Source organism: Pseudothioclava alba (assembly GCF_033100795.1).
In the GTDB taxonomy this organism is placed as follows: domain Bacteria; phylum Pseudomonadota; class Alphaproteobacteria; order Rhodobacterales; family Rhodobacteraceae; genus Pseudothioclava.
In genome coordinates, this window is sequence record NZ_JAWLVI010000006.1 from 53552 (window position 1) to 74581 (window position 21030).

Annotated in this window: 28 protein-coding genes and 4 tRNA genes; 9 read left to right on the forward strand and 23 right to left on the reverse strand. The window is 62.7% G+C overall.

The features are described from left to right. Positions 1-9 precede the first annotated feature (9 nt). Both RYZ20_RS13220 and RYZ20_RS13225 read left to right on the forward strand, forming a co-directional pair. Positions 10-291 carry a type II toxin-antitoxin system RelE/ParE family toxin gene (locus RYZ20_RS13220; protein WP_173496064.1) on the forward strand — a complete coding sequence of 94 codons (282 nt, stop codon included), beginning with the start codon at positions 10-12 and terminating at the stop codon, positions 289-291. 10 nt (positions 292-301) lie between these two features. Further along, positions 302-592, forward strand: coding sequence for a HigA family addiction module antitoxin (locus RYZ20_RS13225; protein WP_173496031.1), 291 nt, complete (start codon positions 302-304; stop codon positions 590-592). On the opposite strand, the gene RYZ20_RS13230 is transcribed toward RYZ20_RS13225, so the two are convergent. The 3 genes from RYZ20_RS13230 to RYZ20_RS13240 all read right to left on the reverse strand — a co-directional run bounded on the left by RYZ20_RS13230 (position 563) and on the right by RYZ20_RS13240 (position 2210). Next, on the reverse strand, positions 563-739 hold the full coding sequence (locus RYZ20_RS13230; protein WP_317674279.1) for a DUF7697 family protein: 177 nt from the start codon (positions 737-739) through the stop codon (positions 563-565). The two genes, RYZ20_RS13225 and RYZ20_RS13230, sit on opposite strands and share 30 nt — an antisense overlap. Before the next feature lie 167 nt (positions 740-906). Then, positions 907-1269 carry a hypothetical protein gene (locus RYZ20_RS13235; protein WP_173496030.1) on the reverse strand — a complete coding sequence of 121 codons (363 nt, stop codon included), beginning with the start codon at positions 1267-1269 and terminating at the stop codon, positions 907-909. Continuing rightward, positions 1269-2210, reverse strand: a complete 942-nt coding sequence (locus RYZ20_RS13240; RefSeq protein ID WP_317674281.1) for a phage tail tube protein — start codon at positions 2208-2210, stop codon at positions 1269-1271. The genes RYZ20_RS13235 and RYZ20_RS13240 overlap by 1 nt, the downstream gene beginning before the upstream one ends. Before the next feature lie 84 nt (positions 2211-2294). On the opposite strand from RYZ20_RS13240, the gene RYZ20_RS13245 reads away from it, so the two are divergent. Continuing rightward, complete coding sequence (locus RYZ20_RS13245) at positions 2295-2693, forward strand: bactofilin family protein (protein WP_317674283.1); 399 nt, start codon at positions 2295-2297, stop codon at positions 2691-2693. Here the strand turns inward: RYZ20_RS13245 and RYZ20_RS13250 are convergent. Continuing rightward, positions 2690-3112, reverse strand: coding sequence for an acyl-CoA transferase (locus tag RYZ20_RS13250; RefSeq protein WP_173496062.1), 423 nt, complete (start codon positions 3110-3112; stop codon positions 2690-2692). The genes RYZ20_RS13245 and RYZ20_RS13250 overlap by 4 nt on opposite strands. Before the next feature lie 43 nt (positions 3113-3155). Between RYZ20_RS13250 and RYZ20_RS13255 the strand changes: the two genes are divergently transcribed. From RYZ20_RS13255 to RYZ20_RS13270, 4 genes are all read left to right on the forward strand, one after another. Continuing rightward, a tRNA-Ile gene (locus RYZ20_RS13255) sits at positions 3156-3231 on the forward strand. A gap of 2 nt (positions 3232-3233) precedes the next feature. After that, positions 3234-3317: transfer RNA gene (locus tag RYZ20_RS13260), tRNA-Leu, on the forward strand. Between the two features lie 2 nt (positions 3318-3319). Beyond that, positions 3320-3409, forward strand: a tRNA-Ser gene (locus tag RYZ20_RS13265). 41 nt (positions 3410-3450) lie between these two features. After that, a tRNA-Thr gene (locus RYZ20_RS13270) sits at positions 3451-3526 on the forward strand. Between the two features lie 37 nt (positions 3527-3563). Here the strand turns inward: RYZ20_RS13270 and RYZ20_RS13275 are convergent. The 9 genes from RYZ20_RS13275 to RYZ20_RS13315 are packed head-to-tail and all read right to left on the reverse strand — an operon-like array spanning position 3564 to position 11133. Next, positions 3564-4196: a DUF6441 family protein gene (locus RYZ20_RS13275; protein WP_173496028.1), complete on the reverse strand. Its 633-nt coding sequence runs from the start codon at positions 4194-4196 to the stop codon at positions 3564-3566. Next, positions 4193-4504, reverse strand: coding sequence for a head-tail joining protein (locus tag RYZ20_RS13280; protein WP_173496027.1), 312 nt, complete (start codon positions 4502-4504; stop codon positions 4193-4195). The genes RYZ20_RS13275 and RYZ20_RS13280 overlap by 4 nt, the downstream gene beginning before the upstream one ends. Next, on the reverse strand, positions 4504-5517 hold the full coding sequence (locus tag RYZ20_RS13285) for a major capsid protein (RefSeq protein ID WP_173496026.1): 1014 nt from the start codon (positions 5515-5517) through the stop codon (positions 4504-4506). Before RYZ20_RS13285 ends, RYZ20_RS13280 begins: the two co-directional genes overlap by 1 nt. A 24-nt stretch (positions 5518-5541) precedes the next feature. Continuing rightward, a complete protein-coding gene (locus RYZ20_RS13290; protein WP_173496025.1) occupies positions 5542-5913 on the reverse strand; it encodes a head decoration protein in 372 nt (123 codons plus the stop codon). A 6-nt stretch (positions 5914-5919) separates the two neighbouring features. Continuing rightward, on the reverse strand, positions 5920-6984 hold the full coding sequence (locus RYZ20_RS13295) for a head maturation protease, ClpP-related (protein ID WP_173496024.1): 1065 nt from the start codon (positions 6982-6984) through the stop codon (positions 5920-5922). Between the two features lie 4 nt (positions 6985-6988). Further along, positions 6989-8494, reverse strand: coding sequence for a phage portal protein (locus RYZ20_RS13300; RefSeq protein ID WP_254449903.1), 1506 nt, complete (start codon positions 8492-8494; stop codon positions 6989-6991). A gap of 5 nt (positions 8495-8499) precedes the next feature. Further along, positions 8500-8727, reverse strand: coding sequence for a phage head-tail joining protein (locus RYZ20_RS13305; RefSeq protein ID WP_173496023.1), 228 nt, complete (start codon positions 8725-8727; stop codon positions 8500-8502). After that, positions 8724-10622, reverse strand: a complete 1899-nt coding sequence (locus tag RYZ20_RS13310) for a phage terminase large subunit family protein (RefSeq protein WP_317674367.1) — start codon at positions 10620-10622, stop codon at positions 8724-8726. The genes RYZ20_RS13305 and RYZ20_RS13310 overlap by 4 nt, the downstream gene beginning before the upstream one ends. After that, positions 10537-11133, reverse strand: coding sequence for a terminase small subunit, Nu1 (locus RYZ20_RS13315; RefSeq protein WP_173496022.1), 597 nt, complete (start codon positions 11131-11133; stop codon positions 10537-10539). The genes RYZ20_RS13310 and RYZ20_RS13315 overlap by 86 nt, the downstream gene beginning before the upstream one ends. 115 nt (positions 11134-11248) lie before the next feature. Here RYZ20_RS13315 and RYZ20_RS13320 point away from each other — a divergent pair, with 115 nt between their 5' ends. Together RYZ20_RS13320 and RYZ20_RS13325 are read left to right on the forward strand one after the other, a co-directional pair. Next, positions 11249-11461: a hypothetical protein gene (locus RYZ20_RS13320; protein WP_173496021.1), complete on the forward strand. Its 213-nt coding sequence runs from the start codon at positions 11249-11251 to the stop codon at positions 11459-11461. A gap of 5 nt (positions 11462-11466) precedes the next feature. Beyond that, entirely contained in the window at positions 11467-11685 is a 219-nt protein-coding gene (locus tag RYZ20_RS13325; protein ID WP_173496020.1) for a hypothetical protein, read from the forward strand. Here RYZ20_RS13325 and RYZ20_RS13330 read toward each other — a convergent pair. The 10 genes from RYZ20_RS13330 to RYZ20_RS13375 form a co-directional block, all read right to left on the reverse strand. After that, a complete protein-coding gene (locus RYZ20_RS13330; RefSeq protein WP_173496019.1) occupies positions 11682-11909 on the reverse strand; it encodes a DUF7220 family protein in 228 nt (75 codons plus the stop codon). The two genes, RYZ20_RS13325 and RYZ20_RS13330, sit on opposite strands and share 4 nt — an antisense overlap. Continuing rightward, positions 11906-12430: a group I intron-associated PD-(D/E)XK endonuclease gene (locus RYZ20_RS13335; RefSeq protein ID WP_173496018.1), complete on the reverse strand. Its 525-nt coding sequence runs from the start codon at positions 12428-12430 to the stop codon at positions 11906-11908. The genes RYZ20_RS13330 and RYZ20_RS13335 overlap by 4 nt, the downstream gene beginning before the upstream one ends. Beyond that, entirely contained in the window at positions 12411-13667 is a 1257-nt protein-coding gene (locus tag RYZ20_RS13340; RefSeq protein ID WP_173496017.1) for a DNA modification methylase, read from the reverse strand. The genes RYZ20_RS13335 and RYZ20_RS13340 overlap by 20 nt, the downstream gene beginning before the upstream one ends. A gap of 484 nt (positions 13668-14151) precedes the next feature. Next, positions 14152-14577, reverse strand: a complete 426-nt coding sequence (locus tag RYZ20_RS13345) for a DUF6362 family protein (protein WP_254449902.1) — start codon at positions 14575-14577, stop codon at positions 14152-14154. Further along, entirely contained in the window at positions 14567-14776 is a 210-nt protein-coding gene (locus RYZ20_RS13350; RefSeq protein WP_465250146.1) for a hypothetical protein, read from the reverse strand. The genes RYZ20_RS13345 and RYZ20_RS13350 overlap by 11 nt, the downstream gene beginning before the upstream one ends. Next, entirely contained in the window at positions 14776-15309 is a 534-nt protein-coding gene (locus tag RYZ20_RS13355) for a crossover junction endodeoxyribonuclease RuvC (RefSeq protein ID WP_217361218.1), read from the reverse strand. Before RYZ20_RS13355 ends, RYZ20_RS13350 begins: the two co-directional genes overlap by 1 nt. A 355-nt stretch (positions 15310-15664) precedes the next feature. Then, positions 15665-18079, reverse strand: coding sequence for an AAA family ATPase (locus tag RYZ20_RS13360; protein WP_254449901.1), 2415 nt, complete (start codon positions 18077-18079; stop codon positions 15665-15667). After that, positions 18076-18900 (reverse strand): PD-(D/E)XK nuclease family protein, encoded by an 825-nt coding sequence (locus tag RYZ20_RS13365; RefSeq protein ID WP_173496015.1) that lies wholly within the window; start codon positions 18898-18900, stop codon positions 18076-18078. Before RYZ20_RS13365 ends, RYZ20_RS13360 begins: the two co-directional genes overlap by 4 nt. Continuing rightward, positions 18900-19328: a DUF6511 domain-containing protein gene (locus tag RYZ20_RS13370; protein WP_173496014.1), complete on the reverse strand. Its 429-nt coding sequence runs from the start codon at positions 19326-19328 to the stop codon at positions 18900-18902. Before RYZ20_RS13370 ends, RYZ20_RS13365 begins: the two co-directional genes overlap by 1 nt. Next, complete coding sequence (locus RYZ20_RS13375) at positions 19325-21019, reverse strand: DEAD/DEAH box helicase (protein WP_173496013.1); 1695 nt, start codon at positions 21017-21019, stop codon at positions 19325-19327. The genes RYZ20_RS13370 and RYZ20_RS13375 overlap by 4 nt, the downstream gene beginning before the upstream one ends. Between the last annotated feature and the right edge of the window lie 11 nt (positions 21020-21030).

The following is a 21030-nucleotide window of genomic DNA, read 5'->3' on the forward strand; positions in this document are numbered from 1 at the left end:
CATGAGAGCATGATCGTTAGCACACGTGGAAAGCTCGCCGCCGCAGCGGTTCAGGACCGTTTTGGCAAAGGCTTTCCCGCTGACTTGGTCAAACGCACGCGCGCTATGCTTTCGGCACTGGACGCTGCAGTCGTTCTTGAAGATTTACGGTTCCCGCCGGGCAATCATCTTGAAGCCCTGAGCGGCGACCGCGCGGGACAACACTCGGTGCGCATCAACGGACAATGGCGCATTTGTTTCATCTGGACCGATCAAGGACCTGCAGAGGTCGAGATCGTCGACTATCACTAGGAGAGCCAACATGAGCCTCGTGACCAATCCGTCCCATCCCGGCGAAGTCTTGGCCGAGCTGTATCTGGTACCGCTCGAGATGAGTGCCATCGCCCTTGCTGCAAAGCTCGATGTGCCTCGCACCCGGATCGAGCGCCTCGTCAAAGGCCAGACCGCCATCACCGTTGATACGGCCATGCGGCTCGCGCGGTTCTTTTCCACGACCCCAGAGTACTGGATGAACCTCCAGCGCGCGTGGGATCTGGCTCGGGCCCGCGAGACGATCGACGTCTCAGGCATCAAACCCCTCGAGGCTGCCTGAGCCAGTCGCCTCTTCGTTGGTCTTGCGCACCATCACGGCCTCGATGGGCGGCAAGAGCTCCGCAATGATGAGGGGCGAGAGCCCGAGGGCCGCCCCGAGTTGCAGGGCCGCACCCATGTCCCAGCCGAGCACAGCGCCGCCGCTCATGCCGCCTGCGACGCGTACCTGTCCGCTGAGGCGTTGAACGAGGTCCCAGACCTGCCAGCCCTCGAGGGTCTGAGGTTGATGGAGGCTGCGCGGACATTCCGGGCACGTAGAGGAACACACCGCGCAATAGTCACCGCCCCCGCTGAACTCCCAGTCGGCGAGAGCGGTCAGGCGTTTTTTTCCGCGTCCAGGATCAGCGCGCCCGCTATGTATTTCGTCTGGAAGGCCTCGAAGATCGGCCAGAGTTCCAGTAGCGCGTCGATGCCCTCAGGCGTGAGAGGCAGTGGCTTGCCGTCTTCATCGCCCACGCCTTCCCAATCCTTCACGACGATGCGCGCAACGGCCTTGGCCACGATGCGCGCGAGGTCATCGTTGGAGGCGCTCCCGTCAGCATCACCGGCGGCCGCGACGATCGTCGGATCGCTGCGCGCGGCCAACATGATGGCGGTGGTCAGGGGCTCTACCAGCAGTCGGACACCGTGGCCCAAATCAAGCCAGCGGGGTTCATTCGACAGGTTCAGGCGGAGCATCAGTAATCCTCGCGGTCATTTACAAGCGTGACGGTGCACATCCGGCCCGCGACAGGATCGCTGGCCGCCTGCCAATCGAAGGTAGCCTGTACGCCTTGCGGGCCGGAGATTTCGATCCGGGGGCGCGGCAGATAGACGGCGTGGGCGGTCAGGGTCAGGGTCTCGCCAGTCGGCAGCGTGTAGGAGAACTCGAGCTCGCAGGCCTCGCCATTGATCGCTTGGGTCACGAGCGTCTGATCGGCAAAACGTACGACGATAGTGCCGGTGAGCGCCGCGATAGACGGATCGGCGCCGTCGATCTTCCCATCCGCCCGGATGGTCTCGATGCGGTCGAGATTGTTGGCATAGGTAAGGTTGGCAGAGACAACGTTACCTATGTTGACCCCATTCCGCGTAATCGCCCCGTTGAAATGACCAAACCGTTTCAGGGCGATATTGGCGGACGTGCCCGCCGCACTTGTCGTGGCAATGTTTTCGCCTTGGGCCACGATGCTGGCAGTGGCGGTGAGCAAGCCAGAGCGCGCCATCTGCCAGCTCAGGCTGTCCACCATGCAGCCGGAATACATCGCATAGCGCGGCACCTCTGGCATGCCGGTCTCGACTGAGAAGCTGGGCAGAGACCAGTTTCCGGAGCGGAACTCGTGGCTATAGGGCGCATCGGCACCCGTTGTGGTAGGCGCGCCAAAAGCAGCCTTCAGCCAAAAGCCAAAGGCCTCGGCATCGATCGGGATCACCACGTCGCCATCCGCCGTCACCGCATCCTTGATGGGCGCCTGCGGATCGCGGCCATAGCCCAAGAGTTCCGAGGTCTGCAGCGGTTGCTCAGCCCCCAGCGTGGTGCTGGCAAAGGGCATCTTGGTGTAGCCGCTCGCAGGTGGCGTCCCATAAGTCGTTTCGAACGCCAGCGCCATCTGCGCCCGCGCCCCTTGGGCTCGTGCCATGTTCTGTCCCTTTCGTATATGATCGCCCCAACAGGCTTGACCCGTTCGCCATTTGCAACCAACTGGCCAAAACTCCGCACAGAAATGGCCTTGCCAATGTTTGCAAAAGCAAAAGAAGAAACCGCCAAGTCTTACGAGGCCCCCTATCGGGAGGGCAGCCTCACCGACAAGCGCCGCTCAGTCCTCCACGAAGGCATTACCATCAAAGGGGATTGGAGCAGCGACGGGATCGTCGAGTTCGGTGGAACGATCGTCGGCGATTTGACCGCAGAAACACTCGTGCTGACCAAAGACGGCAAAATCACAGGCAACGTTCGGGCCCATACCGTCATGGTCGAAGGCCAGATCGAGGGCACGATTGCAGCGGTGACGGTCACCATCAAATCTCAAGCCCGGGTCAACGCAAATATCGCGGCCGAAGTCATTTCTGTCGATGCGGGCGCTCAGATGAACGGTCACCTGCAAACCAAAGAGAAAGCCTAAGCCAAAGGATCCGCCGTCGTGTAATAGAGCACGATCGGAATGATCGCAGCTTTCAGGGGGGAAGCGCCCTCAATCGGCAAATCGACAGGTTGCGGAGCTTCAGGCTCAACCCAGTCGCAATGGCCACACAATGTTCGGTCGGATGCGAGCACCGCCCCAAGGCTCGCAACCAGCCAGTCAAAGGCTGCATCGCGCCCCTCGCTCACTTGCACGATTACCTCGATCTCAGCCCGATGCTGGTAATGATAAGCCAGAGGCGAGAGCGTCACCTCAGGCGTCCCCGGCTCCCCATCTCGCAAGATCACAACGCTCTCCCGACCGATCCGTTCCGGCAGCACCGCGTTGCGCAGCACCAAGGCATCCAGCACCTGAAGCTTGCCATGCAAAGAGGCAAGGATGGTTTCGCGAGAACTGAGCATGCAGTTGTTTTCTTCTTTCAATTCCGTCATGAAGCCCACTGGCGGGCCTGTAGCTCAGCGGTTAGAGCAGGGCGCTCATAACGCCTTGGTCGCAGGTTCGAATCCTGCCAGGCCTACCAAAGCCCCCTTGGTGGAATGGTAGACACTGGAGACTTAAAATCTTTTGCCTTCGAGCGTGCCGGTTCAAGTCCGGCAGGGGGCACCAAAGGAAGTGTGGCCGAGTGGCTTAAGGCTCTGGTCTTGAAAACCAGCGTAGGTGAAAGCCTACCGTGGGTTCGAATCCCACCGCTTCCGCCACTTCACTTTCCTTTTGATTGCAAATAAGTATCGCGGAAGGCGCCGGTATAGCTCAGATGGTAGAGCAGTTGATTTGTAATCATCAGGTCCCGGGTTCGATCCCTGGTGCCGGCACCATTAGCGAGCTTCACAACAGTCTGCTTCGGTCGCCCTCTCACCCAAACCGCCCCTCCACCCAGTTCGCCACGATCAGCCCCGGCACCGCCGCCTGCGCGCGTTCTGCATCCCGCGCAAGATCCAGCCGTTTCGCGAGCTTCACCTGCGGCACCAGCAGAAAAATCGGCACCGTCGCTTTTCCACGGCCCGTCTTGGACCGCGAGGCCACGCCTAAGCCCCGGCTGTTCAGCCGTCCATCAGCCACCAGCAAGCTTGGACCGTTTCGCCGATAGACAAACCGCAGGCGCAGACCGCGCCGCCTTTCCCATTCGCCGGGCGTGAGCGCCTTGCCGCGCGTGCCCTTACCGGCCGCCGGCGTTGGGATGGCAAGCCAGAACCCGTCCCGCGAGCGGATGAGCGGGCCTGTGTCATGAGCGCCGACGATAACCGGCGCCTTCGACCAGACGAGTGCCGCAGCGTTCAGGCTCTCCCCTGACCTCGGATAGGTCTGGCTCCGGATCGAGTTTGCCAGCCGCCGCCCAAGTCCCGCTTGGGTGATCTGCCCTCGCCAGGCGGTCTTGAGACCGGTTCCCGCTTCCCGCATGGCAGCGCTGACAGCCTTTTCGCCAGCTTTGACCTCCGCGGCCATGACCGCGACCAGATCCGGGCTGATGTCGATGCTAAGTTTCACGCGGGGGCCAGCTCAATCGTCCAGACAAGCCGCTCGCGGTCCCGACGCGGCTCACCCTGGATCAGGAAGGTTTCTTCGCCGATCAGAATCTGTTCTTGCGGCCGAGGGGCCGGGATATCAGCCACCCGCACATCGATCCGGGTGGTGTCCGACAGGAGCCGCGCCGAGCCAAACTCCGTAAGCTCGTCGGGCCGGCGCAGAATGCCGCGGGCACGGGTGAATTGCCCCTCGTTGTCCCGATGCCAGATCTCGACCGAGAGATTGGCATCGAGGAAAAGAACCCCAAGCGCGTCTGCAAAGGCGGTCATCACGTCCGCTTGGCCGAGCGCAAAACCTGCGGCCGGGTGCAGATCGGCAGCGGGTTGCTCTCGATCTCGAGCCGCACCCATTCGTCGCGGTCGCGATCGGGGATCATCCGCGCATAGAGCGGAAGGCCCAGCGTGTTGACCGTCTCGAACGTGTCGGCCGGGGCGTAGTAGATCTCGAAGAGGCCCTCGACTCCTTCCGGGTAGAAATACGCCTTGTCGGTCGGCACGCCAAAGCCAAGCCCGCCCCGGTAGCGGCGGAAGGTGATGCCGCCGAAGCTGACCTCCTCCCCTACCCTGCCCCGCAGATCGGCCGCGGCTGCCGTGTTGAGATAGGTCTCGCGCACCTCCTTATGGGCCACGAGATCGGCAAAGAAGGCCGAGCCGCATTCGGCGCGCAGCTGCACCTGACCGGCAGCGAGGCCGCCAAGGCTATCCTCGACGCTTTCGATCAGCGCCTGGCAGCGTTTCCTGAGCGCGCCAGAAGCTGGCGATTGGTTGTCGAGATCAAAATCGACCTCAGCCGCCGGTGTGATGCCAAACTCGGTGTAGTAGTTGATCACCGTCGCGCCATCCTTCGGGTCCTTCACCACGCCTTGAATTCCATTGAAGAGGTGGAACTCGAAGGTGGCCTCCGCGTCGTTGCGCAGCCGTCCCATCTTGCGGGCTACTTCGGTCTGGACCTGCTGGGTGGCGGTTTCCGAGCCGAAGTCGCGGATCCCCTGGATCTCGGCGGCCCAAAGCACGTCCTGCTTCTTGAACTGGCGGCAGACAAAGGCGCGCATGTCGCGACGTTCGGGGATCTGCTGTTCATAGGCAGAGCCCCTTTCCGAGAACGGGATCAGCGACAGCGTGCCATCGCGGCTTTCGATCATCACTGTGCGCTGGCGCACGCCGCGCGCCCCGAACAGGCCGGAGCCCGACAGGATCGCCGGCTTGAAGGGGATGTTTTCCAGAGCCCGGGTGAGCTCGATAATGCTGAAGGCGTCGCCCTCAAAGATGTCCATGGTTGCCATGGGGATGTCCTTTCTCTCTCAGGCTCAGCGCAAGATGATGCCAAGTGCGGCCAAAGCCGTGGTGGCGGCGGTGATCTGGGCCTCGGTCGCACCGTCAGGCCAGACGAGCTCATGCTGGTTCACAAGCGTGGGGCCGCGCAGGACGACGACGCCAGGCGCATCGGCCGCCGAGGCATCGACACCGGCCCAGAGAATGCCAGCAGCATTCTGACTGCCGTTCGTCGCAGCCGGTGCGAGCCCGGTGTACTTGCCGCCGGTGGTGATCTTGCCGAGCACTGTGCCAGGCGCGAGCTTTCCGGCGCCCGAGGCGATGGTGACGGTTTCTCGGGTGTAATCGCGGAGCACTTCCCAGACGAGGAAGCCGCCCGCGTGTTTGCCTTCAGAGAGCGTGGTCATGATGCGTTAGCCTTTCGTCTTGAAAGTGCGGGCGATCACATCGCCCCAGGATTGGGTGGTGGCCGCGCGCCCGGGTTGAGCGTGGGCAGCGGTGATGTTGGGGGTGTTCTCTGCCTTGGCGCCGAGAAGACGGTTGCGGACCTCATCGAGGCTCGCGTCCTCTTCCAGAAAGCGCCCTGCCATCTGCGGCTGACCGGCCAGGCGGCAGAGATCGATCACGGCCCGCGCATGGGCGATGGCCTCCGCGCGAATGGCGCTGGCCTCCGGAGCAGTGTTGGCGACTGCAACACTGCTCTCGGACGGGCTGGATGGGCGGGTGTTCCCGTCGGAAACACCCACGTCCCGGTTCTCCGGCGGCGTGATTTCGTCCGGAGGGATGTTGTCGTGTCCAACATCCCCTTCGGGATCGTCGGCTCCAGCCGCGTCTGCCTCCGATGCGCCGTCCGTGTCAGAACCGTTGGATGCCCCAACGGTTTCGATCGCCTCCACCACTTCCGGCGGTGCATTGCGGAAACGCGCCACATCGAAGGAGGCGGCGAGTTTCACGGGCTCGGCAATGCGGTCGATAAGCCCGAGATCCAGTGCGTCCTTGGCATCAAGCCAGGTCTCGGCCGCCATCAGGGTGGCGATTTCGTCATCGGGCTTGCCGGATTTGGCGGCATAGCCCTGGATAAGGCTGCCCTTTACCTTGTCCAGCGCCGCGGCCGTGGCGCGCATGTCCTCAGCCGTGCCCATGACGAGTCCTGAAGGGTCATGGATCATAAGGAAAGCGTTCTCGGGCATGACAATCTCTTCGCCTGCCATGGCGATGTAGCTCGCCGCCGAGGCCGCGATACCATCAATCCAGACGGTGATCGTGCCCGCATGCCGCTGCAGCGCGTTGTAAATGGCGACTGCATCAAAGACCGAGCCGCCGGGGCTGTTGAGGCGCAGATCAATCGCCGCATCGTCGGGCAGCGCGCCGAGTTCCGCGAGGAACCCCTTGGCGCTGACACCATAGGCGCCGATTTCGTCATAGATCAGCACTTCCGTGCCCGACGCACGGGCACGGATCGTGTACCAGGATTTCATGGGGTTACTCCTGCTGCGGTGTCGTGGACGACCCGCTGCCGTCCTCGTTGGGGGTATCTGGGTCAGGGATCCCAGTTGGTGTGGCGCGCGCGCCCTGCGTTTCGCCGGGGCTCGCGCGATAGGTCAGGCCAAGATCGGCGGCGCGTTTCGCGTCAGAGGCATTCTCGCGGTCGACCTCTTCGATGTCATAGCCCGTGGCCTCAACGACCTTGCGCCGAGACGTCAGCCCAGCCTCCATCGCAAGTACCTGCGCTTGGATGTCTTTGAGCGGATCGACCCAGTCCCACCGCGGCGGTATCCATTGCACCGGGCGGGAGATGACGGGATCTGCCTCCAGAGCGCCGGACAGTACGGCCGTTTCCAGCCAGCGCCGCCAGATGGGGCGGCAGAGCTGATGTGCCATGACACCGTGCTGCAACTGGCCGATGCGGCGCCGGAACTCGACCAGTTCGGCGCGGAGGCTGGAATAGTTCGCCTGGCGCACATCCCCGGTGACCAGATGATACGGCAGCCCAAGCGAGGCGGAGACCGCTAGCAGCGTGCGGTATTGGAAGGCCTCGTAGCCACCACCGACATCGGCGGGGCTTGAGAACTTCACATCCTCCCCCGGCAGCAGCACTTGCATGGTGCCAGGCTCGAGGCTGGCGATCGCGGCACCATCAAGGTCTGCCTCCCCCTCTCCCATCATCGGGTCTTCGGGCGCGGTCTTGGTGATGAAGCCCGCGAACATCGCCGCGGTCTTTTTGCGGTCGAGTTCCGCATCGTCGTACTGATCGAGCAGGAACAGCCGCACCATGGCAGGCGCCACATGCGGCAGGCCTCGGATCTGGCCCGCATCAATGGGGCGATAGATGTGCAGCACCTCCTCGGCAGGCACGCGGACGGTGTCTGGCACCGCGACGCGCTGATCCGTGCTGTCGCCCGGATGGCGGCGGCGGAAGTGATAAGCCACCCGCCGCCCGATCAGGTCGAATTCGATCCCGCAGCGGATGCGGTTGCCGTTCGGGTCCGTCTCGGTTTTCTCAAAGGGCAACATCTCCGATTGCAAAAGCTGCAACTGCAGAGGCACCAGAAGCCCGTCCTCACCACGACGCGGGCGCAAGCGCACGAAACACTCGCCCGCGACAAACATCTCCCGCGCGACCATGGCCTGCAGACCGTAGAAATCGGTAAGACCATCGGCGTCCGCTTCATCGGTCCATGCAAGCCAGAGCTTCTGGACCTGATCGCGTAGCGCCGTATCGGTGATGAGCGAGGACGGTTTGATCCCATCACCCACAAGGTTCGCCGCAAAGGCCTCGCAGGCATTGGCGGCATAGCCATTCGTCACCACCAACTCGCGCGAGCGGGCCAGCAGCCGTGGGCCACCCGAGGCGACCAGCGCGTTGATGTTTTCCAAGGGCGGGTTCCAGCCCCGCAGACGCCGCTTGGCCATCGCCCCTTCGAGACGCGCACGCATGGCTTCAGGGCCACCCGGCTTGGGGCGGCGGAACATGTCGAACAATGCCATTTTGGTCAGAGGCCCTTGGTCGCCATCACGCGCACGTGGCGCACCATGCGGCGGCCCTCGGCTGCGGCGATTTCGCGGTCCAGGGCCTCAATGGCCCGGTCGATCTCGGCGACGCTGCGATAGTCCACCGTTTTGCCGTCGTAGCTGACGCGGGCCACCCCAGAGGAGCGTTGCGACATCAGCGCCTCCCGGCGAAGTTTCAGTGTCGCCAAATCCGCCATGCCCAAACTCATCCCATGTATGTTGACCGCGCAACGCGGCGCACCTGTGCCTTGCGTACAGATTGCGGGCCTGTGGCAGAGGCCGTGCCCCTGCCATCCGCGACCGCAAACTGCGCCGCGAGTTCTTCCCACCTCGCGTCTGACCAGCGGTCTGCGCCGAGAATCCAAGCGGCCGCGCGAGCATAGACACGGCAGTCGAGTGCCTCGTTGCGTTCCCTCAGCTTTTGCCATTCGAGTTTCGCGAAGCCGCGCTTGTTCTTGACCGTGACCAGTTGCTCGGCCGTCAGCTGCTTTAGCCATTCAGCATCGACCCAACCCGGCAGATGGAGGAAGCCGGGAGGAAACCGCTCCCCATCCGCCGGACTGGTGATTTCCGGCGGATCAAGCCGCAGGAAACGATAGGTCTCGGCCTTGAAGGTCGAGGTGGCGATGGTCCAAAGCCGGGCGCCGCGGCGCAGGCGTTTGCCGCCTATGGTGGCGTCGACATAGGTCGGCCCCGTTACAGGGCTTGCCCGATTGAAGCCCTCAAGGCCCTTGATCGGGGCCACCTGTCCGAACCCCATCTGTCGCGCCCAAGCGTAGACAGCCGCCGTCTCATAGCCCGTATCAATGGCGAGCTTTGTCAGCGTCATCACCGCGCCGCTGTCATGAAGCCAACTCCGCCCCAAGAGGTCGCTGAGTTTTTGCCAGCACGCCTGATCGCCCGGACCGCCTTCGATGACGATGTGATCAATGAGCCAGCTTTGCAGGCCCTTGCCCCAAGCCCAGACATCAACCTCGATCCGGTCTTTCTGCACATCAGCCCCGGCAGTCAGGAACAACCCGCCCGACGGCACCGTGCCCGAGCGCCAATCTTCCTTCAGCCCCTGCAGCCGCTGCCAGTCTGGGGCCTCGCCGCTTTCCATCCAGGTTTCACCAAGCGAGGTGTTGACGAAGGTCTTCATCGTCTCGTCCCCGCCGGCGCGCGCCGAGAGGAACGCCTTGGCCATGGCCTCGAGCCGCACCCAGGGCGAATAGATCTCGTTCAGATGAAAGCCCGCAGTTCCGTTGAACGGCGCGTCCGCGATCCAGCGGCCCTTCGAGATTGCAGACCAGCGGGTCTCATCCTTCCAGGGCGCGTCGCACTCGGCGCAGTGGTAGAGCGCGGTTTCTGGACGATAACCGCCCTTCTCATCCTTGTCCCATTTGACCTGCCCCCAGGTCAGAATTTGTTCATGCCCACATTTGGGGCACGGCACCCAGAACCGGCGCTGGTCGCTTTCCTCGAATGCCGCCTCGATCCGGCTCGCGCCCTTGTTTGTCGGCGTCGAGACCAGCACGATCTTGCGGTTCCAGAACGTCACCGTCCGCTTCTTCGCGAGGTTGACCGGGTCGCCCTCGGCACCAGCGCTGAAAGGATAGCGGTCGACCTCATCGCAGAGCAGCAATCGGATCGGTCGGCTCGCCAGCCCCGAGGGTGCGTTGGCACCCACAATGGTCAAATGCCCGCCCGGGAACCGCTTGTGCAGGATCTTGTTGTTGCCGTCTCGCGAACGCGGATCGGCGATCTTGCCCTGCAGGCAGGGGGTGTCGCGCGCCATCGGCGAGAAGCGGTCCTTTGACCAGGTTTCGGCATCACGCTCGGTCGGCATCACCACCATGATCGGGGCGGGATCCTGATCGATGTGATAGCCCACCGTACATAACTGCAACTCGGTTTTTCCGCACTGAGCCGATGACATGATCACGACAGTTTCAGTCGCTGCATCCGAGATCGCATCCATGATCCCACGCTGGTATTCGGCGCGGCTCGTACGCCACTGTCCCGGCTCGGCGCTGGCCTCAGAGCTCAGCCGTCGGTTCTGATCGGCCCAATCGCTGATCGTCAGATCCGGCGGCGGCTTCAGAACTGCCAGTGCCTTCGCCACCGTCCACTTCAGGATCGGCGACCCCTGCAAGGTCAATTTCAGCTTCGAGTTCAATGTCTGGCTGCGCGAGATCATCGAGCACCTCGCGGATGGCGGCGCGGATCAGGTTCCGGGTGTCTCCGACGGTTGATTGTTCAAAGGCCTGCGGCGCCAACCGGTCGGGCAACGCCAGAAGGCGGGTGCGCAACAGCGCCAGCACGGCGATCCAGGCGGCCTCGATCTGTTCGGCCGCGATCAGCGACCGGCGCTTTTCTTCGGCTTCCATCTCGGCAAGGTCCGCCCGCGCTCGGATGAACCGCGCACGTTCAGCCGCATAGTCAGGAGCGCCCGCCTGCGCCTTCAGCGCCTGATCGCGCAGATAGCGGACATAGCCACGCACGGAGCCGATCAGATCATACTGGCCGCGCTCGGCCTTGGGGATCACGCCCTCGCGGCTCAGCTGCTGGACCCGCCGTTCCGAAAGATCCAAAAGCCGCGCGATCACGCCGATGGGCTGTGTAGCTGTCGACATTCGCAGACCTCGAGAGTTCTATTAACCGTATGGATTTGCGTCGAATTCACTGGATAAGCTTGGCCACCAGAGCGAAGGTCACGACAGCAGAAAACACAACTCAGGACGCCTCGAGATGAGCCACCGACCAACAGCCAAAGACGCGTTCATCGCCAAGAAGGCCGCGATCGACACGATGCTCGCGCGGCTGCAGGCGCTGAGCGCAGAGCACTTCGACACCCATCCCGACGAGGTTCATTGGGGGCATGTCGGCAACCTCGACTACTACGCCGAGCTCCTGAAGCGCATCACAGACAGCGCCTTCAAGGAAGGCGAGCACGCGGAGTAAACCCCATGGAAAGCACCAGCATTCGCCTCCCCATCCGAAACCTGCCCGAGCATTTTGACCGCAGCCGCATCGCCGTCGTCCTTGAGGAGATCGAAATGGCATTGATGGACGATGGCGGCGTTTACGCCCAAACCTCAGCCGACAGCTTCACCATCAAAATCGAAGTGCCGACCCATCAGCTGATGGACACAGCCAGCTGCCTGAAAGGCCTAGGTCTGATCTAGCCCTCGGGTTTTGCCACCCGAATAGCCTCGAAGAGCCGCCGCAGCAGGAACGAGCGGATTATGCTGACGCCGGTGAACAGCAAGCCCATTTGCAGATTTTGCGCGAGCGTCGTGTGCAGCCCAAAGATCGGAAAGATCAGGATCTGCGTCACAACCGCGACGCCATAGCCGACGATCACGTTGGTGATGGCCTCAACCAGAGACATGAGGCGCGACTGTTTCATGCCTCAAACCCCAAGCGGTTCAGGGCATGGCGAAAACTCGCTTCCTGAAACTCCCGATTCATGCTGCCATTTTGGAGGTAACGTTCACCTGGAACGCGCAGGGCAATGGTTTGATTGGAGCAATCAATGGCCGGTAGATAGGCGATTGCCTGTCTATCGAGCGCGACGAGGGCGTAAAGGTCGAACGCATTATCTGGATACCGACGCCGCCCACCTTTACCGGCGCGTCGAAGTTGGAACAAATACCCGGGCGTGACCCTTGTCTTAGGATCATGGTTTTTCGGCTTCCGGGTTGATTTGACCTGAACGCGAAGAAGCGACCCATCGACATCCACCAAGATATCGTACGGCAGGCCTTGATCGCTTAGAAACGCGCGATAGCCGCTCAGGATGAGGTCGGCACACACCAAGTGCTCGGCAGCCTTGCCCACTTCCAGATCATCACTGCATTCGACGTCTGGCCTGTCAAACTCGCTGTCGGGCAAATCAAATCCCAGATGTTCAAACAGCGATTGCTGCATGTTCCGCCTCCCGGCTCCGTTCGACGTCACCGAAGGTCTGTCCCGTCTGCGACAACTGCGCCTCTCGACCAGTGAACTCTTGCCAACGGCGGATGATGACATCGACGTATTTTGGATCGAGTTCGATCAGCGATGCGTGGCGCCCCGTCTTTTCAGCAGCGATCAGCGTCGTGCCGCTGCCGCCAAACGGGTCGAACACCAGGTCGCCTTTTCGGCTCGAGTTCCGGATAGCGCGTTCGACCAGCGCCACCGGCTTCATGGTGGGGTGCAGGTCATTCTTTGATGGCCGCTGGATGTTCCACACATCGCCCTGGTCCCGATCGCCACACCAGTGGCGCTTTACGCCGTCAGGCCAGCCATAGAGGATCGGCTCGTACTGGCGCTGGTAATCAGCACGGCCCAGCGTGAACCGGTCCTTCGCCCAGATGATGAAGGTCGACCAATGGCCGCCTGCCGACTTGAATGCTGCCTGCAGCGTCTGCAACTCGCTGGACGACATGCAGATGTAGACCGCACCGTCGGTATGCGCGTTGATCAGCACGCAGGCGTCGTAAAGGAATTGGCCGAAGCCATCGCCCAAGGCGTCATTCTTGATCCGCCGCCCCTTGCCAGCCTTCTCCGCGCCGACGCCGCCGGCGTAGTCCACGTTGTAGGGCGGATCGCAAAAGCAGAGGTCTGCCTTCACATCACCCAGCACCTTCTGCACGTCGGTAGAAACCGTGCTGTCGCCGCAGAGCAGCCGGTGATTGCCGAGGATCCAGAGATCGCCAGGTCGGCTGATCGGGTCTTCCGGCGTGTCCGGAATGTCGTCTTCACCCTCTTGCGGGCCAGTGCCCGCATCGAGGCTGTTCATCAGCCCGTTCAATTCATCATCCGTGAAGCCCGTCAGGCCAAGATCGAAATCAGCCTCCAGCAAGTCGGCCAGCTCAAGGTTCAGCAGATCCTTGTCCCACTCGGCATTCTCGCTGGAGCGGTTATCCATGATCCGGAAGGCGCGGGCTTGGGCCTCGGTCAGCCCCTTGGCCACATGCACCGGTGCGGATTTAAAACCGAGCTTGCGCGCCGCTTCCAGCCGCGTGTGCCCAGCCAGAACGACCATTGCCTCATCGACAACGATGGGCTGGCGCCAGCCAAACTCCTGGATCGACGCTGCGACCGTGGCGATGGCCTGTTCGTTGCGCCGTGGGTTGCGCGCATAGGGAATGATCTGCGCAAGCGGCAGGTCCAAAACGTCCATCGGTGTTTCCTTGGGATGTGTGACAAGCGAACGATACGTCCGCGAAACGAAACGGGTCTGGCCCGCGAAACGAAATGGGGTCAGACCCCCGTTTCGGTTCAGGCGGGTTGTGTCAGGCCGTCAGGCCTTTGTTTTCTTAGGGTTCGCGGCAAACCGAAACGAAACGGGTATTTTCAGGGGTGTCACTGGGAAACCCTCGCGCCTCGCCCCCCCGAATACGGTTTTGAACAGAAGGGACCCGTAAAATCAAAGGGTTAGGCACTGCAACCCGCTGGGCGGAGACAGTTTTTTCGGACAACCGCTCACCAGTTACACCCGAAAACCCGTTCAAACCGACACGGCTCTCTCAGACACACGACGGTCATCTTATCGTTGGTATAACCTCCTGGAAGAAATCCGTCTTGCTTTCCGGTGTCTCACCGAAAAATGTCTCACTTGCACGAACCGGGTTGACAGGGCGGCCACAACGCGACCGCCCCGAGGGTCACACCGTCTGCCGGATCACGAACTCCATCGACCGCTTGCGCGGCACGGTTCTGCCGTTGAGCTTCCAGACGATCACAGCCAGCCCATACTCGAACCGCCGGTGTGCCGTGGCTCGGCTGATACCGTGGTGCCAGGTGATCCGCTTCCATGGCTTGCGATTGGCCCGCGCCCAGAGGATCTGGCCGATGTCCTTGTCCACCCACCGCAGCCACAGCATCGCCTCATCGGCCTGCGTGATCATCCGCGGTGATGGCAGCGGCTTTTTCATCCGGGGCTCCTGGCCCACCTGATCGGCGAAGGTCGAGATGTATTCCGGCCAGGCGCTGACATAACCCTGCGGACGGACCGGCGGCATGGACCACATCACATCGGCCGCGAGCTCCAGCCGATCGGCCACCATGGCGCGTGTCCAGTCATCGGCCATAGCGCACCTCCCTGACAGTTGGCAGCTTGCCATAAAGTTTCTCGCCCAGTTGGCGAACCAGTTCGCGTTCTGGCCAGGTCAGGCGCGGATCATCGAGCGAGACAGCCAGCATGTGCTGCTCATGCCAACCATCGCGCTTGACCTGTTCAGGGTCACGGCGATTGCCGCCGTAACCCTTGGGAGTAAACCGCATGCCCATCAGGCTAGCCCTCCCTGCGTCTCAATCGCCCAGAGCAGGATCGCGATGGCATCGGCTTCGTTGTCATCGGCGGGGCTGAAACCGTGCTTGCGAGCGGCATCGATCATGGCCTGCTTGGGCGCGTTACCTTTGCCGGTGGCGTGGCGCTTGATAGTCCCCACCGGGACGCCCTGGTAAGGCACGCCCCGCAGCTCTGCCCAAGCTGTCAGCGTGGCCATCAGACCGCCGTAAACGTGGCTCGCGTCCGTGCCTGCGTGCCGACGGACCTCCTCGAAATAAATGGCTTCGATCGGTCCGGACAGGCGATCGATCTCGGTCAGCCAGTTGGTAAAGCGCAGGTAACGCATACCGCCGCCATCGTAGCGTCCGGGCTTAAAGCTGACGGTGCCACTGGTGATCAGGCCGCCGAAGCCGCGCAGAGCCCAGCCGGTGGTGGTGCCAAGGTCGAGGGCAAGGATTGTCCGGCCGCGCTCGGGCGGCGGCATTTTCAGGGTTGCGCCGGCATTAGCGCTGGCGAGAGTCAGGTCAGCCATGGGTGGTCTCCTTTTCTGGTTGGCTGCTCGAGGTGGAAGACGACGGCGGTTGATGCTTGGCGGTACCGGCCGCCGTCGTCGGATTGAAACGGGACGATCTGTCTGAAGCGCGAGGCAGGGACTTCGTATCGTTTAGGGGGCACTCCCAGAGGGGTGCCCCCTAATACGAAGTATAGGGGTTTCCACTCTTCCTCATGCCACGCCCACAAGTATATGATTTCATTTTCATTTCTCCCATTTTGGATGACAAAGGTGCATGACAGAGGCCTTTGTCATCGTCATCGGCAAGCCATTGATTTTACTGGATTCATGACGAAGGCATGAGGATGACAAAGGCCTTCGTCATATGACAAAGTCATGCCTCGCCCCCCTCCGGATAGACCCAGACAGCGGGGTTCTCGACTTCCCTGGCACGGCCCGAATGGGGACATTTGAAGTGGGTCGGCAGGACCACTTGCCCCTCGTCCAAGACCTCGCCGGTCTCGGCGTCGATCACTGGATCGCGTCCAAACCGCATGCCCTCAACGACCAGATAGCCGAAGTGCGATCGGGTCGCGGCATAGCCGTGCTCAGCCATCTCCCGGCAGAACTTCACCAACCCTTTGGTTGCCAGGACATTGAGGCGCTCCCGGATTGTGTACTGACTTCCTAGGCCATGCTGGTTCTCGAAAGCCGCACCGAATTGCGTCGATGTGTAAAGCCGCCCCTCAGCGGCTTCATCGAAGAGCAGCGTCAGGATGACATCGCGTTTCCGATCCCGCTCGGCATCGTGCTTCGCCCCGACCTCCTGACGGACAAGCCGCTCGTTCATCGGGTTGATCTCGACCCACTCGCCCTTGACCTTGTCGATGATCTTCGCCGCGAGCGCCGGCCCGTTGCGCAGCTCGATTTCCAGCTTGCGCTGTGGGCTTTCCTCGTCGGGCCGATGCAGGATCAGACCCGAGGTATAGAAGCCCCGCAGCGCGCTGGCCCCAGAGAGGGCCAGAAACGGGTCGTCCTTGACCTGTTGTTTGCTGAGTTTCTTGGTGTGGTGGACCAGGATCACGCCGCAATCGGGATTGATGTGATCGCGGAGCACCTCGACCCGGTCCTTGAGGAAGAACATCATCGCGGCATTGTCGTTCTCGCCGCCACCGTCGGGCCCGCCATCGAAGAGGTTGCGGATCGGGTCGATGCAGATGATGTCCACGGGCTCGGCCGGAAAGGCGCGCCGGATCGCCTCGGCGACATGGACACTGCCCTCGGTGTCGAGCAGCATCTTCAGCTTCGGCGTGGCCACCAGATTGTCGCGGGCACCGGCCATGATGCTTGGCGGCAGGGTGATCTGCTGCATGCGCTCGCGCAGATAGTGATACTGGATTTCCGCCTGCAGGTAGAAGATCCGCAGCGCACGCGGCGGCGTGAAGCCGAGGAAAGGCTGGCCGGCGGCCATGTGCACGAGCCAAGAGATCAGCAGGTCGCTCTTGCCGACCTTGGGTGCGCCACCCAGAACCAGCAGCCCGCCAGGCGTCAGCACGCGCGGCGCGATGATATCGGCCGGCATGGGGCTCGTGTCATCCAAGAGCGCGCCAAGGGTGAAGGTGGGTATTTCGTCTGGAGCGGGTGCCGCGCTGTCGAGCCGGATGATGGGCGGGCCATGCTTTTCGACATGGATGGCCCAGAGCCGTTCGGACTCACGCTTGAGCCGTTCCACAGGCCACTGGGGCCGCAGCATGGCGGCGTTGTAGCCGCAGATGGCTTCCCAACCCTCGTCCTTCGACAGCCGTCCCTCATGGACCATGCGGATAAAATAGCCGATCGCGGCAGAGGCGCCCTCAAATCGTGACCAATCATCCTGACCGCCTTCGCGCACCGGCGTGACCAGCACCTCGTCCACGCGCGGCTTGTCGTGCGCGGTGAAATCCGGGGCGAGATTGACGCCCGGCGCGGGCGGCATGTCGGCTACGGCCTCGATGAACTCGGCCAGATCGCGTTCACGTGCGGAGTTCAGTTCGACGATCTGGACCTGGGTCTTCAGGCTGTTCTTGTAATAGACCGAGCCTGCCACCCGGATCGGCTGATGAGCCGAGCGAAAGTGCATGTCGCCGCCGACCTTGGCCGCGATATCACCGCGCAGGCGCGTCACCCGCGCAAGGTCGCTGCCCTCGGCAGGTTCGGTGAGTTTCCACCAGACATGGGCCTTGCGCTGTCCCTCAGCCGTGATGCCACCGCTTTCCACAACCATTGTGGGCGAGCCGAGATGGCGCTCGAGGTGGGAGCGCTTGGCGGCGATGTCACCTGTGTCGATATCTACGACCACGGTCTGCATCTGCAGGATGTCAGCCGCCTTGGCCTGGCCGCTCGCCGCAACAGTGCCAGGGATGACGTAGACCGCCGCCCCCTCACGCGCGGCCCAGTTGGCAAAGGTCGTCATCTTGTCGGTGGTGTTTTCGCTCGCCTCAAGCCAGATGTTATGGGGCCGGCCATCGATGCCTTGACCCTTGTCGATGAAGCTGCGGACCGGGATTAGCCCGTCGCAATAACCGAACACCACCTCCATGAACTGAGCGATCTGTTCCGGATCCGGCTCATCACCGAAAACATCCACCATGGGGGCAGCATCATTGAAGTCGCGCCAGGGGTTGAAATGAACGAGGTTTTCTTTGGGCGCATCCGGCGTGGAAGCAGTTCCCGTCTTGTGATCATCGCCCTTGCGATCATCGTCATGAGCCATTTCGGCCTCCTCTCTGTAGTCATCTATGTCGGGCGGGTCTTTCAGGGCATCACTCATGTCGAGGGCTCCGCCCGTTCGCGGCTGAAACGCTCCACTGGAGCGTTTCCAGAGACGCCGCTCACTCCCCAACAGCGCTCGGCCCAGGGGCAGAACCGGCATTCGAAGAAGTCGCGATTGGCGGCGACGCGGGGCAGCAGCTCGCCCGCATCCGTGGCGCGCAGGATGCGCACACCGCGATCGGACATGCGCTGCGCCAGCTCGGCGTCGAACGGCACCTGCTCGTGGTAAAGCTCAGCCGTGTCCTTGTTGATCGCGGTGAAGAGCGCCGGGTTGGCGGAAATCCCCGGCACCAGCGCTTCCATATAGGCCTGATAGACGGCGATCTGGGCGGCATAGACGGGCTTTGATTTCGCCACGCCGTCCTTGACGCAAGCACGCCAGTTCTTGGCATTCATCGTCTTGCATTCCCAGAGCGCGGGAGCGGCCAGACCAAAGCCCTCGGGCCCGGCGGCGATGATGCCATCGACATGTCCGCGGATGCGCCCACCGGCGACGGAGAAGCCGAACTGTCCGCCATCGGGCCGGTTGCCTTTGCGCGTATAGAGGTCAAAGCCTGCCTGTCTGAGCCAGGCAACGGCCAGATCCTCGAGCGCATGGCCGATGGCGAAGATGCGCAGCGACTGGCCAGAGAAGTCCTGCCCCTCGTCCTTTGGCGTCGCCGTGAACTCGAACTGCAGGGCGCGTTCGCAGGCGTGCCCCAGACGCGAACCGCCAAGATAGTCACGGGGCGCGCGGGTGGCGTTTTCAGCGGTGATGGCGGCGTCGACCTTCTCGTTGACCTGGTCGGCGAAGCTGGGCGTGTGGTTGTAATCCAGCATCAGAAGGGCACCTCCGACTGGCTGGCGATCTGGAACATCTCTGCACGGAAGGCCTCTACCGTGACGACGATCAGCCGGTGCATGTCGTCTCTGGTCAGCTGGCCCAGCGTCCTATCCCAGCCGATCCGCTCCATCTCGGGCGCAAGCGCGCGCATCACGGCGGGCAGCGCCTGGGTTTCCTCTTCGGTGAAATCCACCATGCTCAGTCCTCTTTTCGCTTTGCGGGTGAAGGCCGACTGGCACTGCATCGAGCAGAACCAGCGGTATGCGCGTTTGCCGCGGGGCTTGTTCGGATCGAACCAGCCGAAGCCGCGCGTGCGCGATGTGCAGGCGGCGCAGAGCTGACCTCTCGGATGCCAGAGGCAATCAAAGCCCGGGCGATCCGCAGCCTCTGCGGGCGTGGATTGCATTTGCGCGACATGGCTCATGCAGCCTCCCGCGCGGTCGGGGCCGCCTGCAGGATCAGCTGCCGGATCTCGCGCTTGTTGAACCCAAAGGTCATCAGGGCCGAGGCCTTGTAGCGGGTCAGGCCAAAGTCGCCGCGCGCGGCCGCCGAGAGATATTGCAGCTGCTTCTGGGTGGCGGGCTGGCCCAGCCAGCCGCGGGTCTTGAAGGCGCTCTCGTCGGTTTCAAGCTCATTGAGCCAGTCATCCGCCTGGGCGAGACACACGGATCGCTCGCCGATGCCCAGCAGCCGTGTTTCGGCCCCTTTGCGGCCGCCGACAGCGTACCACTGGCCCTCGTACCAGAAGATGCCGCCCCAGGCCGTGAAGCCCGTGGCCATCAGCGCGTCCTCTGAGCCAAAGAGATCGACCCATTCGAAACTCGAGCGCTTCAGCAGATCGATTTCCGTCATCACGAAACCGGACAGTTCACCGTCCGGTGCCTCCTGGCTCTTGGGGTCGTCCTCATCGTCTGCCACAAGTTCCCCGCAGATCGGGCACTCGCGGCAAGCCAGGGGGATGTCAGCTTTGCAGGACGGGCAGGTCTTCGTCGGGGCCTCGCCGGTCGCCGTCTTGCCCTCAAGATCGACGTCCTGCTCCAGCGTGCCATGGGTCAGGCTCGAGGTCCCGAAATCCAGCACGATACAGTCGGTCTTGACGACACCAGGGTGCTCCGCCGGATCGACGGTTCGCAGCCCCCGGCCCACCATCTGGATCATGGTCGATTTGTAGGAGCTGGGGCGTAGCAGCACGACGCAGGAGGTGAGCGGGTGGTCCCAGCCCTCAGTGAGCACAGCCACGTTGGTGATGACGCGTATCTCACCGCGGGCGAAGGCCGCCAGAATGTTGCGCCGTTCCTCGCTGGGCAGATCGCCATGGATCAACCCCGTCGGGATGCCGGCCGCGTTGAAGGCTTCGGCCACATGCACCGCATGCGCCACTGTCGAGCAGAAGACGACCGTGGGCCGGTCGTTTGCTTTCTCCCGCCAGTGGCGGATCACCTCTTCGGTGATCGGCGCGCGGTCCATGATCTCGGCCACTTCCGCCATGTCGAAATCCGACACGGTCTTGCGCACGGCCTTGAGCTTGTCCTGCACGCCAACGTCGATGACGAAGGTACGCGGCGGCACCAGGTGACCCGAGGCGATCAATTCCCCAAGCCGGACCTGATCGGCGACATTGTCGAAGACCGCCCGCAGCCCCTTTTTGTCACCCCGGTTCGGCGTCGCCGTGACCCCGAAGATGCGCGCGTCAGGGTTGGTATCGCGCACATGATCGATGATACGACGGTAGCTGTCGGCGACCGCGTGATGGGCCTCGTCGATGACCAGCAGGTCCAGCTTCGGCATGGTCGCCAGATTGCGTTCGCGCGTCAGCGTCGGGACCATGGCGAAGGTCACCTGACCGCCCCAGGACTTGGTCGTGGCATCCACCACCGAGGTGGTCAGGCCCGGATTGACCCGCCCGAACTTTGCGCGGTTCTGCGCTGTCAGCTCATCACGATGGGCCAGCACGCAGGCCTTGGCGTCGGTGTCGCCGATGCTTTCGCCGGTGACGGCAGACAGCATGATCGTCTTTCCCGCCCCGGTCGGGGCGATGCCGAGCGTGTTGGCTCGAGTGGCGAGCGCAGCCAAGCTGCGCTCGACGAAGAGTTTCTGGCGGGGACGCAGTCGCATGGGCCGATCCC